13 protein-coding genes are annotated in these 13,119 nt (G+C 70.9%); 9 read left to right on the top strand and 4 right to left on the bottom strand.

Annotated features, from left to right (window positions below):
• The first annotated feature begins 24 nt into the window (after positions 1-24).
• Genes ACBJ32_RS14640 through ACBJ32_RS14615 form a run of 6 tightly spaced genes read left to right on the top strand, consistent with a single transcriptional unit; the run spans position 25 to position 3,039 of the window.
• Positions 25-978, top strand: a complete 954-nt coding sequence (locus ACBJ32_RS14640; protein ID WP_375127167.1) for an alpha/beta fold hydrolase — start codon at positions 25-27, stop codon at positions 976-978.
• A 21-nt stretch (positions 979-999) separates the two neighbouring features.
• Entirely contained in the window at positions 1,000-1,386 is a 387-nt protein-coding gene (locus tag ACBJ32_RS14635; RefSeq protein ID WP_357869004.1) for a hypothetical protein, read from the top strand.
• Positions 1,387-1,444: 58 nt separating this feature from the next.
• Entirely contained in the window at positions 1,445-1,771 is a 327-nt protein-coding gene (locus ACBJ32_RS14630; RefSeq protein WP_357869007.1) for a DUF202 domain-containing protein, read from the top strand.
• A gap of 4 nt (positions 1,772-1,775) precedes the next feature.
• Positions 1,776-2,111 (top strand): DUF202 domain-containing protein, encoded by a 336-nt coding sequence (locus ACBJ32_RS14625; protein ID WP_375127166.1) that lies wholly within the window; start codon positions 1,776-1,778, stop codon positions 2,109-2,111.
• Between the two features lie 59 nt (positions 2,112-2,170).
• On the top strand, positions 2,171-2,473 hold the full coding sequence (locus ACBJ32_RS14620; protein ID WP_357869013.1) for a hypothetical protein: 303 nt from the start codon (positions 2,171-2,173) through the stop codon (positions 2,471-2,473).
• Between the two features lie 56 nt (positions 2,474-2,529).
• Entirely contained in the window at positions 2,530-3,039 is a 510-nt protein-coding gene (locus ACBJ32_RS14615) for a hypothetical protein (protein ID WP_375127165.1), read from the top strand.
• Positions 3,040-3,045: 6 nt separating this feature from the next.
• On the opposite strand, the gene ACBJ32_RS14610 is transcribed toward ACBJ32_RS14615, so the two are convergent.
• Both ACBJ32_RS14610 and ACBJ32_RS14605 read right to left on the bottom strand, forming a co-directional pair.
• Positions 3,046-4,890, bottom strand: coding sequence for an ABC transporter ATP-binding protein (locus ACBJ32_RS14610; protein ID WP_375127164.1), 1,845 nt, complete (start codon positions 4,888-4,890; stop codon positions 3,046-3,048).
• Complete coding sequence (locus ACBJ32_RS14605) at positions 4,887-6,611, bottom strand: ABC transporter ATP-binding protein (protein WP_375127163.1); 1,725 nt, start codon at positions 6,609-6,611, stop codon at positions 4,887-4,889. The genes ACBJ32_RS14610 and ACBJ32_RS14605 overlap by 4 nt, the downstream gene beginning before the upstream one ends.
• Before the next feature lie 187 nt (positions 6,612-6,798).
• Between ACBJ32_RS14605 and ACBJ32_RS14600 the strand changes: the two genes are divergently transcribed.
• Together ACBJ32_RS14600 and ACBJ32_RS14595 are read left to right on the top strand one after the other, a co-directional pair.
• Positions 6,799-7,278, top strand: a complete 480-nt coding sequence (locus ACBJ32_RS14600; protein ID WP_375127162.1) for a nucleoside deaminase — start codon at positions 6,799-6,801, stop codon at positions 7,276-7,278.
• Between the two features lie 36 nt (positions 7,279-7,314).
• Positions 7,315-8,628, top strand: a complete 1,314-nt coding sequence (locus ACBJ32_RS14595; protein WP_375127161.1) for a sensor histidine kinase — start codon at positions 7,315-7,317, stop codon at positions 8,626-8,628.
• Here ACBJ32_RS14595 and ACBJ32_RS14590 read toward each other — a convergent pair.
• Positions 8,524-11,613, bottom strand: coding sequence for an NACHT domain-containing protein (locus ACBJ32_RS14590; protein ID WP_375127160.1), 3,090 nt, complete (start codon positions 11,611-11,613; stop codon positions 8,524-8,526). The genes ACBJ32_RS14595 and ACBJ32_RS14590 overlap by 105 nt on opposite strands.
• 65 nt (positions 11,614-11,678) lie before the next feature.
• Between ACBJ32_RS14590 and ACBJ32_RS14585 the strand changes: the two genes are divergently transcribed.
• Positions 11,679-12,326 (top strand): TetR/AcrR family transcriptional regulator, encoded by a 648-nt coding sequence (locus ACBJ32_RS14585; protein WP_375127159.1) that lies wholly within the window; start codon positions 11,679-11,681, stop codon positions 12,324-12,326.
• Positions 12,327-12,353: 27 nt separating this feature from the next.
• Here ACBJ32_RS14585 and ACBJ32_RS14580 read toward each other — a convergent pair whose 3' ends face one another.
• Positions 12,354-12,848, bottom strand: coding sequence for a lytic transglycosylase domain-containing protein (locus ACBJ32_RS14580; protein ID WP_375127158.1), 495 nt, complete (start codon positions 12,846-12,848; stop codon positions 12,354-12,356).
• Between the last annotated feature and the right edge of the window lie 271 nt (positions 12,849-13,119).

Raw genomic sequence — 13,119 nt, 5'->3', positions numbered from 1 at the left:
TGGGAACGAAAGGGAGGCACGCACATGTCACAGACCCACCGCCTGGTCGAGGTGCCGGGAGGCCGGATCCACGTGGTCGAGCAGGGCAGCGGGCCGCTGGTCCTGCTGGTCCACGGCTTCCCCGAGTCGTGGTACTCCTGGCGCCACCAGCTGCCCGCCCTCGCCGCGGCGGGCTTCCGCGCGGTGGCCGTCGACGTGCGCGGCTACGGCCGCTCCTCCGCGCCCGCCCGCGTTGCGGACTACCGGATGCTGGCCCACGTCGCCGACAACGCCGCCGTCGTGCGCGGGCTCGGCGAGAGCTCGGCCGTGATCGTCGGTCACGACTGGGGTTCCTCGATCGCCGCGAACAGCGCCCTGCTCAGGCCCGACCTGTTCCGGGCCGTCGGCCTGCTGAGCGTCCCGTACGCGCCGCGCGGCCCGCACCGCCCCACCGACGCGTTCGCCGCGATGGGCGGCGACGAGGAGTTCTACGTCGGCTACTTCCAGGCCGAGGGCCGCGCCGAGGCCGAGATCGAGCCGGACGTGCGCGGCTGGCTGGCCGGCTTCTACGCCGCCCTGTCGGGAGAGGGGCAGGGCGCCTACTTCGTGCCCAGGGGCGGCCGGCTGCGCGACCGCTTCCCCCAGGACACCCTGCCGTCCTGGCTGACGGAGGCCGACCTGGACGTGTACGCGGGCGAGTTCGAGCGGACCGGCCTGACCGGAGCCCTGAACCGCTACCGCAACGTGGACAGGGACTGGGAGGACCTGGCGGCCTGGGACGGCGCGCCGATCACCCAGCCCGCGCTGTTCATCGGCGGGGCGCTGGACGCCAGCACCACCTGGATGGCCGGTGCCATCGAGGCGTTCCCCCGGACGCTGCCCGGCCTGGCCGGTGCCCACCTCCTGGACGGCTGCGGGCACTGGGTCCAGCAGGAACGGCCCGAGGAGGTCAACCGGTTGGTGATCGATTGGTTGCGCGGAGTGACCGCAGGTGAGTGAACCCTTGGGTAGGGTCGAGGTATGCGACATCTCAAGAGCCGGTTCCTGCCGCTGGCCCTGTTCGCCGCAGGCGTCCTGGCTGCCGGGTGCAGCGAGGTCAACAGCACCATCGACAAGGCCCAGGCGTGCCTCGAAGCCCCCAAGATCATAACTGAGCTGGGTGCGGAGATCAGCAAGCTCACCAACGACCCGCAGGCCATGGACAAGGCCATCGACGACGCCGCGAACAAGCTGAACGGCGTGGCCGACCAGGCCGCCAACACCACGCTCAAGGAGGCCACCGACAGCATGGCCAGCACCTTGACCAGCATCACCGTCCAGGACGCCAACGACGCCGTGGACGCGGTGCAGAAGGTGACCTCCGAAGGCGCCGCCTATGTGGAGAAGGTGGCCCAGGCCTGTAGCTGACGTGCTCGGATAATCCCGGCTTCTCTAGGGGAAATGGGTACGAATTAGCGTTTTTCTCATGGAACCCGACCCGCGTTTCACCTTGGCCAACGAACGCACCTTCCTCACCTGGCTGAGCACGGCGCTGGCGCTCAGCGCGGGTGGGGTGGCCATGGCGGCCGTGCCGTCCGATGTGTTCGTGCCGTGGATCCGTACCGGGCTGGCCATCGTGCTGGTCACCCTCTCCGCGCTCGCGGCGGGCATGGCCTACCCCCGCTGGCGCAACATCCAGCGCGCGCTGCGCCAGCAGGCGCCGCTCCCGCCGCCCGCGCTCGCGGCCGTCTTCGGGTACGGCGTCGCCGCCGTGGCCGTCATCGCGCTCGTCCTGATCATCCTGTCCGCGTGACCGCATGACGGCCGAAGAGGAGATCTGGGACCGGGGGCTGCAGAGCGAGCGCACCCGGATGGCCTGGGTGCGCACCGCCGTGGCCCTGTCCACCGGCGGGCTCGGCGCGGCCGGGCTCGCGGTCCGTCACGGCCTGCCCGCGCTCGCCACCGCCGCCTTCGCCCTGTCCGCGCTCTGCGGCGGCGTGCTCCTGATCAGGACGCGGCTGCGTTACCGCCGGGTACAGGCCGCCCTGCACGCCGGCAGGCCCCTGGACGCCGGGCTCGACGCGCTGCTCGCCTGGCTCGGCACGTTGGGCGTGGTCGCGGGCGCTCTCACCTTTGTCTTCACCATTCGGTGAGCCTGGTTGCGGATTTATCCGGAGGAGGCGGACACTCGAAATCAGGGGGTGACCGCAAGGTGGAAGAAGAACTGAGAAATGTGCCCTTCGAGTGCCGGGGCTGCTGGCACGTCTGGCAGGAGGACTACGTCGTCAGGCGCAGCGAGGACGACCATGGCAACGAGGGGGAGGTCTGGCTGCGCGCCGGGCTGCGCGTCCCGCCGCCGTCGTCGGGCGCCGTCTGCCCGCAGTGCGGCTCCGAGCAGGCGACCACGTTCCCGGACGGCTACCTGGCACGCCATCCGGAGCTGATCCCACCGGCCGAGCCTGTCGTGCCCGACGCGACGCCGCTGCTGAGCCCGGTGCCGAAACCGCTGTACTGACTCCGCAACCTGACAACCGGTAAGGATTTCGTGGCCGCCGGTGTCAGGAGCCCGTCTTGAAGGGGAATCGTAGCCGGGCGGACACTTTCGGTGACACGGCGACCGACAAGCCGGGGGTGGTCCTTGTGCCCGGGTTCGACACCTGCGAGACGTGGCCCTTCGAATGCCTGCGCTGCCTGCACGTCTGGGAAGAGGAATTCGTCGTCAGACACCTCTGCGACGACTACGGCAACGGGGGCGACCTCTGGCTCAGCTCGGGAGTTCCCGTGCCGCCGCCCTGGTCGAGCGCCTGCTGCCCGGCCTGCGGCGCGTACCGCGTGACCTGGTTCCCCTCCGGGTACCCGACCCGCCACCCCGGGCCCGAGCCCGAGACCGAGTCCAAGTCCGAGCCCGAGACCGAGCGGGTGTCCTGTCCGGCGGCGCCGCCGGACAGGACACCCGCTCCTCTTCCGGAGCGGACGCGCCTGCCCGGCAGGCTGCTGGTCGCGCTGGGCGTGCCGCTGGCCCTGTTCGTCGGGTACGAGCTGTACGCCAACGCCATGGCCGCGGCGCACCCCCAGCCCTAGGGCCGCCTAGGAGCTGAGGCTCTCCAGCCACGCCCGGTGCAGCCCGGCGAAGCGGCCCGCGGCGGCGATGAGCTGCTCAGGCGGCCCGTCCTCGACGATCCGGCCGCGCTCCATCACCAGCACCCGGTCGGCGATCTCCACGGTCGACAGCCGGTGCGCGATGATCAGCGCCGTGCGCTCGGCCAGGATCGTGCGCAGCGCCCGCTGCACCAGCCGCTCGCTCGGCACGTCGAGGCTGGAGGTGGCCTCGTCGAGGATCAGCACGGCCGGATCCGCCAGGAACGCCCGGGCGAAGGCGACGAGCTGCCGCTGCCCGGCCGACATCCGGCCGCCGTGCTTGCCCACCTCGGTGTCGTAGCCCTGGGGGAGGCCGGAGATGAACTCGTGCGCGCCGATGGCCTTGGCCGCCTCGCGTACCTGCCGGTCCGTGGCGTCGGGCCTGCCGAACCTGATGTTGTCCGCGACCGTGCCGTTGAACAGGAAGTTCTCCTGCGTCACCATGACCACGGCCTGGCGCAGCGTCGGCTCGTCGAGCCGCCGCAGGTCCACGCCGTCGAGCAGCACGCGCCCCTCCGTCGGGTCGTAGAAGCGGGAGATGAGCTTGGCCAGCGTCGTCTTGCCCGCGCCCGTGGCGCCGACCAGCGCCACGCTCTGTCCCGCCGGGATCGTCAGGTCCAGGCGGGGCAGGATCGGCATCTCCTTGACGTAGGCGAACTCGACGCCGTCGAAGCGCACCTTGCCCCGCGCCCTGCCCTCCGGCAGCGCCGCCGGCTCGCGCGGCTCGGGCACGGAGGGCTCCTCCTCCAGCACGCCCGACAGCTTCTCCAGCGCCGCGCCGGCCGACTGCAGCGTGTTGTAGAACTGGCTGATCTCCTGCATCGGCTCGTAGAACGAGCGCAGGTACAGCATGAAGCCGGCCAGCACGCCGGGGGAGACCTCGCCGCGCAGGGCCAGGTAGCCGCCGTAGAGCAGCACCGCGCCGATCGTCATGTTGCCGATCAGCTTGACGCCGGTCATGAACGTCGCGCCGAGGATCATGCTGCGCGCGTTCGCGTCGCGGTAGTCGTCGTTGAGCTGCTCGAAGATCTCCTGGTTGCGCGGTTCCCTGCGGAAGGCCTGCACCGCGCGGATTCCGATCATCGACTCCACGAAGTGAACGATCACCAAGGCGACCGTCTCGCGGGTCCGCCGGTAGACCGTGGCCGACTGCCGCTGGAACCACTTGGTGAACAGCAGCAGCAGCGGGATCGGGATCAGCGCCACCAGGCCGAGGTGCACGTCCAGCACCAGCAGCAGCACCGCCGTGCCCACCAGCGTCAGCACGGCCTTGACCAGCGCGTCGAACCCCGACTGCACCAGCTCGGCGATGGCCTCGATGTCGGAGGTCAGCCGGGAGATCACCCGGCCCGAGGTGTACTTCTCGTGGAAGTTCAGCGACAGCCGCTGGAAGTGGTCGAACACCCTCCTGCGCAGCGTCAGCAGGATGCTCTGGCCGACCGCGCCCATCAGGCGCAGGAACGCCTGCCGGGTGAGCGCCTGCGTGACCGCGGCCGCCAGGATCACCCCGACCACCGTCACCAGGACTCCGGAGCCGGAGCCGTTCGTGATCGGCGGGATGCCGTGGTCGATGCCCACCGAGACCAGGTAGGGGATCGACAGCCCGGCCGCGTTGGAGATCACGATGATCAGTACGAGTAGCGCGATCCTCTTCTTGTACGGCCGCAGCAGGTCGCCGAGCAGCCGCCGCGAGCGCGCCCGAAGCAGCACGGACACCTTGTCCGACAGCTCCTCCTGATCCTCGGAGGCGACGCCGCGCCAGGAACCGCTCTTCTCCTGGACCGTCGTGGTCATCGAAGCGCTCCTTCCGCCGCGTCGTCGAAGTCGGCGTCCTGGGCCAGCAGTTCCCGGTACTCGGGCACCTGCGCCAGCAGCTCGCGATGCTGCCCGACGTGCGTGATCGTGCCGTCGCGCAGCAGCGCCACCTTGTCGGCCAGCAGCACGGTGGAGGCGCGGTGGGCGACCACGATGCCGGTCGCGTCGCGCAGCACGTGCCGCAGCGCCTCCTCCACCAGGGCCTCGGTCTCGGCGTCGAGCGCCGACAGCGTGTCGTCGAGCACGAGGATGCGTGGCTTGCTCAGCACCGCCCTGGCCAGCGCGAGGCGCTGCCGCTGCCCGCCGGACAGGGAGAGCCCCTGCTCGCCGATGCGGGTGTCGAGGCCCCATGGCAGGTCGTGCACGAACATGGCCTGCGCGGTCTGGATGGCCTGCTCCAGCTCCTCCTCGGTGGCGTCGGGCCGGCCGAGCTTGAGGTTCTCGCGCACGCTCATCGAGAACAGCGTGGGCTCCTCGAACGCGGTGGCGACCACCGAGCGCAGGGTCTTCAGATCGAGGTCGCGCACGTCGTGCCCGTCGATCGTGACCCGGCCGGAGGTGGGGTCGATCAGGCGGGGCACCAGCGCGGTCAGCGTGGTCTTGCCCGCCCCGGTCGGGCCCACGACGGCGACCGTCTCGCCCGGCCGGACCTCCAGCCAGACGTCGTTCAGCACCGGCTCCTCGGAGTCGGCGAAGCGGAAGCCGACCCCCTCGAAGCGCAGGTGGCCGCGCGGCTCCTCGATCGTGCCGGTGCCGCCCTCGATGGCCGGGACGGTGTCCATGACCTCCATGAGCCGGTCGGCGGAGGTCATCGCCTCCTGGGCCATGACCAGGAGGTAGCCCAGGCTCGCCACGGGCCACACGAGCTGCAGCATCAGCGTGGTGAAGGCGATCAGCGCGCCCAGGGTCAGGGTGCCGGAGCCGACCGCCAGCGCGCCGATCAGCAGCACCAGGGCCAGCGTGATGTTGGGGACGATCTCCAGGAAGGAGAAGAACTTGGCCGACAGGCGCACCTTGTCCATCGAGGAGCCGTAGACCTTGCGCGCCGCGTCGTCGTACTGGTCGTAGACGTGGTGGCGGCGGCCGAACGCCTTGATCGTGCGGATGCCGATCGCGGACTCCTCGACGAGCGTGGCGAGGTCGCCCTGCTCGTCCTGGACCTGACGGGAGATCTTGATGTAGCGCTTCTCGAAGCGCTGCGACGTCCACACGATCGGCACCACCGAGGCCAGCACCAGCAGGCCCAGCGGCCAGTACATGTTCAGCAGCAGCACGGTGACCGTGATGACCTGCAGCACGTTCATGACCAGGAACAGGGCGCCGAAGCCGAGGAAGCGGCGGATCGTCGAAAGGTCCGTCGTGGCCCGCGATAAGAGCTGCCCGGACTGCCAGTCGCCGTGGAAGCCCATGGGCAGGCGTTGCAGGTGCTCGTACAGGTCGTCGCGGACGGCGGTCTCCAGGCCGAGCACCGGTTTGACCTGGATGTAGCGCCGGAAGAGGATCAGCAGCGCCTCGAGTGCGCCGACGCCGATCGCGAGCAGCCCGAGGGGCAGCAGCGCGCCGGAGTCACCGTGTTCGACGGGACCGTCGATGACGGTCTTGATGATGAGGGGGAACACGATGACGAGAGCGACACCGACGAGTGCGGTCAGCCAGATGACGATCAGTCTGGCGACGTACGGGCGGAGGTACGGCTTCATCCGCCACAGGGAGTTGGAAGACAGCAGGGGACGGCGAGGTTTCTGCGTATCGGGAGGCATCCCTTCTAGGCTAATACGTGGGATCAACCGATTTTCTGTGGCCCCAAGGTCGGATTTCTGTACATGACGTGCGGAAACATGAATGCTCATGCACTTTCGGCGGGCCGATACCTATGTTGGAGTTGTCATGATCGAGCCATCGGAGCTGCCGTACCTGCGGCGCTGTGTCGAGCTGGCCACCCGGGCACTGGAGGTGGGTGACGAGCCGTTCGGCTCGGTGCTGGTGTCCGGCGACGGGGCGGTGCTGGCCGAGGACCACAACCGGGTGGCCTCCGGCGACCGCACCCGGCATCCGGAGTTCGCCCTCGCCCGCTGGTCCGCCGAGCACCTGACGCCCGGGGAGCGTGCCGCCGCCACCGTCTACACCTCCGGCGAGCACTGCCCCATGTGCGCCGCGGCGCACGCCTGGGTGGGGCTCGGGCGCATCGTGTACGTCGCCTCCTCGGCCCAGCTCGCCGGCTGGCTGGCCGAGCTGGGGGCGCCCGCGCCGCCCGTGCGCACGCTGCCGGTCGGCGAGATCGCGCCGGGAGTGATCGTGGAAGGGCCCGTGCCCGAGCTGGCCGAGGAGGTACGCGAGCTGCACCGCCGCTTCTACACATCCGTTTGACCTGCTGTTTGTACGCTCCGTGACATAGTCGGACACATGGTGCACGGTCGCTCCATCAGGGCCCGGGTGACGATCGCGACGGTGGTCTCCTTCGGGCTCCTCATCCTGGGCGGAGTGACGGTGATCTCGGCGACGTACCCGGTGCAGGCCAGGGCCGACCTCATGGAGCAGGCCGCCAAGGCCAGCCGCCGCGTCACCATGATGATCGACGACCAGCCCTTCCCCGGCCACATCCCGCCGCAGGACAGCGTCGGCCTGCTGCAGGTCGTGGACGCCGAGGGCCGCGTCGTGGCGGCCAGCGCGGCGCTCGCCGGCCAGCCGCCGCTCACCTCGGCCAGGCCCTCCGGCGGGGACTCGCGCGTCAACGGCCGGGTGTGCCGGCCCGAGGGCTGCGTGGTCGTGGTGGGGACCAGCAACCGTTCCACCGCGTACGGGCCGGCCGTGGCCTACGCGGCGGTGCGCGAGCCGTTCCTGCTGCGCTCGTCCTTCCTGCCGGCCATGTTGTACGGATCCGCCGCCGCGCTGGTGGCCCTGCTGGGCTGGGCCGCCTGGTACGGGGTCGGGCACGTGCTGGCCCCCGTGGAACGCATCCGCCGGGGCCTCGAACGGATCAGCGCGGAGGACCTCAGCCGGCGGGTGGAGGTGCCCCCCAGCGAGGACGAGGTGGCCGAGCTGGCCGTCACCGTCAACGACACGCTGAGCCGGCTGGAGGACGCCGTGGAGCGGCACCGCCGGTTCGTCTCCGACGCCTCCCATGAGCTGCGCACGCCGATCGCGGGGCTGATGGTACGGCTGGAGGCGGGGCTGGAGGAGCGGACCGAGGCCGACTGGCTGGCCGCCATGGTCGACGCCCAGCGGCTGGCGGACATCGTCGGGGACCTGCTGCTGATGGCCCGCCTGGACGCGGGCACGGAGATCGGCAGGGAGCGGATCGACCTGGGGCGGCTGGTGGAGGAGGAGGTGGCGCGGCGGCCCGCGCGGCTGCCGGTGACCCTGCGCGTGGAGCCCGGGGTGTTCGTGGAGGGCAGCCGGTTGCGGCTGGCCAGGGTGCTGACGAACCTGCTGTCCAACGCCGATCGGTACGGGGACTCGGCGGTGCGGGTGTCGGTGCGGGGGAGCGGGGACGAGGCGGTGCTGGAGGTGGCCGACGACGGGCCGGGGATCCCCGAGGAGTTGCGGGAGCGCGTTTTCGAGCGGTTCACCCGGTTGGATCGCACGCGGTCGCGGGACACCGGCGGGAGCGGGCTAGGGCTGCCGATCGCCCGCGACATCGCCAGGGCCCACGGGGGAGACCTCCGGATCGAGGACGGGCCGGAGACCCGGCTGGTCATGCGGCTGCCGCGCGAGTAGGGCGCGCAGCTCCTCGGGGTCGAGGTCGGGCCGCTGCTCCAGCACCTCGATGACGCGGCGCCGGCGCTGGTGGTGCCTCTTGTCCTGCCCCGTGTCGTGCGCGTCGTGCGCGTCGAGGACGGCGTGCAGGATCGTGATCACGTCGCCTGTCGGCATCCGGTGCACGTCCGCCTCCAGCTGCCTCAGCACCCGCTCGGTGTAGCGCCGGTTCGGCGGGTGCTCCAGGGCGGCCAGGTACAGGTCACGGTGGGGGGTGCCGCTCAGCAGGAGCCTCAGCAGGTGCGCGACGGGGCTGCCCGGTTGCGCGTCGAGCCGCCCGCCGATCTCGGCCGCGTAAGGAAGCAGGTCGAGGAAGAGGTGCGCGAGCGCGGTGTCGTCGCGGAAGGAGATCTCACGCATCCAGCCGCTCGTCGGTGCCCCGCCGGTGGCCCTGTGCTGGTAGGGGTAGCCCGCCATGACCTCGCCGGGCCAGGTGAACAGGCTCATCTCGCGCAGGTCGAAGGCCGGGCTCCGGTTGAACTCCAGCCGCATCGACCTGCTCCCGCCGTTCAGGAAGTGGCGGACCCAGATCGTGCGCATGAGCGAGTCCCACTCCGCCCTGCTGAGCTGGGAGTGCCACAGCCGGGCGATCCTGCGCCAGCGCTCGTTCGCGTGCTCGGGCTGCTCGACGTCGAACAGCTCGGCGCCCGACAGGGGCTCGTCCGACGACAGCACGGCGAGCAGCATCAGGTTGACGCTGTAGGCGGCGCAACGCGCGGTCAGCTCGGCCCGCACGGGCTGGTACGCGTCGTAGGCGGCGCCGGGCCCGGCCTGGAGCGACTGCGCGAACAGCTCGCACAGGTGACGCGTCAGCAGCGCGCGCCGGTTGCCGGGCACCTGGCTCGCGATGCCGTGCCTGAGGAAGTCCACGGTGGGGGCGCGCACGCTCAGGGCCGCGAACGACAGCAGCGCCTGGAGCAGGTCGTCGCTCGCCCGGACAGGCCGGCGGCGGGACTCGGCGAACGCCAGCTCCTCCGCCATCTCGACGAGCTCCCTGACGACCATGCGGGCGACCAGGTACTCGCCGAACGTCGCGTGCAGGAACTCGTAGGTCTTGAGCCGCTGCTCGTCGCGCAGCGCCTGCGTCGTGTGGATGAAGAAGAAGCCGCCGATCACGCCCTCCGCCGGGCTCAGGGGGCGGCGCAGGCCCCGCGGGCGGTGTGCCTCCTGCGGTCGCAGCGCCCGCAGGTCGGCGTCCAGGTCCTGCTCGGCGATCCACTGCAGGCCGCGGTTGAACATCGCGAACGCCGTGATCGACAGGCGCCGCAGCTCGTCCTCCACGGCCTGCCCCAGGTCGTCGTCCGCGAGGTGCGGGCGGGACTTGCCGACCTCGCGGACGGCGAAGTCGTGCAGCAGCCGCTCGTACAGCTCCGCCTCGTGGAGGTCCTCGCGCAGGTGCCGCAGGGCGTTGGCGTCGGCGTCGTAGAGGGCGAGCATGAGCAGCAGCAGCGGCTGCTCGCCGAGCTTCGGCACCGCCAGCACCCGGTCCAGCGACAGCGGCAGCAGCCCGCGGCCGAGGAAGTACTCGTGGTTGGCGTCGTTCCAGGTGGTGACCCACCGGCGGATCTGGTCGTCCCCGAAGGGCTCCAGCCGGATGACGTACGAGCCTTCGGGCAGCCGCGCCCGGTCGGCGACGGCGATCCTGGAGGTGACGACGACCGCCAGCGCGCGGTCCTTCTCCGCCTGGTCACGCTGGAACTGGGCGACCCGCTCCAGGTAGTCGGTCTGGTTCACGCCCGTCGCCTGCAGCAGCTCGTCGAACCCGTCCAGCATGACGACCGGCAGCGCGCCCTCGGCGGCGTAGGCGAACTCCGGCCAGGACATCTGCTCGTCCAGCGCGGCCCTGATGCCGTGCTCGATCTGTGCGAGCACGTCGGCGTCGGCCGGGACCCCGCGCAGCTCGACCCTGAGCGGGAGGAACTCGGTGGCGGGCAGGCGGGCGGCGAGCATGCGCGTCAGCACGGACTTGCCCGCGCCCGGCTGGCCGAGCACCAGGAGGGGAGCCTCGGTGGCCTGGGGAAGCGTGAGGTGGCCGGACAGGAAGGCGTCCAGGTCGCGGCGGTGGGGGAGCCTCGCCCAGTCCTCCTCCAGCGCGATCGAGCGATGGGCGCCGGACATCAGGCGGTAGCCCGGGTTGACGTAGCCCTCGTCCAGGGTGGGGATCGCCATCCCGGCCGGCATGCGGGCCGAGGAGACGATCGGCCGCTTGAGCGCCGCCTTGTTCGACCGGAGCAACGCCGCCAGCCGGTCGGACAGGGTGCGGCTGGAGGGGATCCTGGCGAGCTGCTCGTGGATGCCCGCCAGGCCCCGTGACAGCTCGGCCCTGGTGGCTTGGTGATCGATCCGGTCGGACCAGCACGCGACCTCGGGGAACTCGGCGGCGAGCCGGCGGAACAGCTCCTCGTAGCGCTGGAGCGCGCGGGCGGGCACCTCGTCGAAGAGCCTGCTCCGGGTGGTCTCGTCCCAGGTGTCCCACACGGCGAGACCCTGCACGAAGCTGAGCAGCGGGTCGGTGAACACCGTCCGGTAGAGGGTCTCGAGTTCGCCCAGCACGTACTCGTAGGGGTGGGCCGGGGTGGGCAGCGGCAGGGGAACGATCCGGATGGGGTGGCCGTCGGTCCGGGTGATCCGGCGCTGGTCCTCCGGAGTGAGCTCGCGCAGCACGTCCACCTCGGCCAGCGCCTCCAGGTAGGCGGTGGCCACGATGACCGAGTGGGCCGCGACCAGCCGCTGCGTCGCGTCGTACCTGCTCAGGCCCTTGACCTTGTCGCGCAGCGTCCGGATGAAGGCGTCGCCGAGCCGCACCGCCTCCGCGCGGGCGTCGAACAGGTCGACGGCCTGCATCCCGAACAGTGCCAGGGACGACGCCCTGTCGAGGAGGTTCGTGATCCTGCTGGGCCCGCCGAGCAGGACCAAGGCGTCGTGATAGGTCAGGATCTGGCGCACGCCTCCAAGTCTGCCGAAACGCGCGGCATCGCGGGGCCGGTTACCGGCCGTCCATAGAATGAGCTATGAGCACCGAGCCCCTGTCCCGGGCACGCATCGTCGCCGCCGCCATCGGCCTCATCGAGCGGGAGGGCGCCGACGCGATCTCCATGCGTCGCATCGCGGCCGAGCTGGGCGTGGGCGTCATGTCGCTCTACAACCACGTGCCCGGCAAGGACGCCCTGCTCGACGGGGTGGCCGAGGCGGTGCTGAGCCAGATCGAGTTCACCGACGACCCCGACGCCCACTGGACCGACCGGGTGCGCATGCAGGCCAGGGCGTTCCGGCAGATCGCCCACCACCACCCGCGCTCCACGATGCTGGTGGTCAGCCGCCAGCTGCACTCCGCCGCCGGGCTGCTGCCCGTCGAGCGGGCGCTGGCCACGCTGCGCAGCGCCGGGTTCGACGGGGCGGACGCGGTGCGGATGTTGCGGATGTTCATCGCCTACATCGTCGGCTCGCTGCTGAGGGAGGTCGGGGTGACGCCGACGTTCGCGCCCGTGCAGACCAGGACGATCAGGGCCGACGGGGTGGATCCCGGGCTGTTCCCCGAGGTCAGCTCGCTGTCCGCGCTGCTCGACCAGTGCGATCACGAGGAGGAGTTCGAGTTCGGGCTCGAACTGCTGATCAAGGCGATCGAGGCGTACGCGGGGCGTCGGGAGGGCACCCGGTGAGCCGCTCCGGGTGCCCTCCTGAGCCGGCTAGTACCAGTTGTGCGATTTCCAGTGCCCCCAGGCGCCGCAAGGCCTGCCGTACCTCCCCTTGATGTAGGCCAGACCCCAGCGGATCTGGGTCTCCGGGTTGGACTTCCAGTCACGGCCGGCGCCGCTCATCTTTCCGGCCGGCAGGGCCTGCGGGATGCCGTACGCGCCGGATGAGTGGTTGAGCGCCCGGTGGTTCCAGTTGCTCTCCCTGGTCCACAGGTTGTCCAGGCAGCGGAACTCGCGATAGTTCCAGGCTCGCTGCACGACGTGGTCCAAGGCGATCTTCTTGTTCCTGCTGGCGGGCCGGACGGCCGCCATCTTCGGTCGCGCCGACGTGGTCCAGATCCCGGTCCTGATCGGCTGCTTCGACTCGGCCAGGGCGGTCGTCGCCCTGATCGGCGGTTGCGATTCGGCCAGGGCGGCCGTTGCGCCGAGTGCGGTGAAAGCGGTGACGGAAACGAGTGTGCCGCTGAGCGCGCGTTTGCTGTCCAAGGCGATCCTTGCTGTCGGGTCGCGTGCGGACAGGCGCCCTGCACGGGCGCCCCGCCGTCCGCGTCCGTGGCTCGGACGCAGAGGGTCCGCGCGGCCCTCCGGGACGCATCTTGCCTCCGCCCGGTCGTGCTGGGCGGCCCGGAGGGCACCGCGACGTGTCCTCTAGCACGATTCCTATTACGCGCTGTCACCGCGGGTCATACACCAAGACACGCGAAGGACAGGTGTTTGTGTGACCGTTGCGGATAAAAGGGCGGCTCGCTGGGCCGGG

It is taken from the genome of Nonomuraea sp. GTA35, from assembly GCF_041950525.1.
Taxonomy (GTDB): Bacteria; Actinomycetota; Actinomycetes; order Streptosporangiales; family Streptosporangiaceae; genus Nonomuraea.
This window is presented reverse-complemented; position numbering and strand designations above follow the sequence as displayed.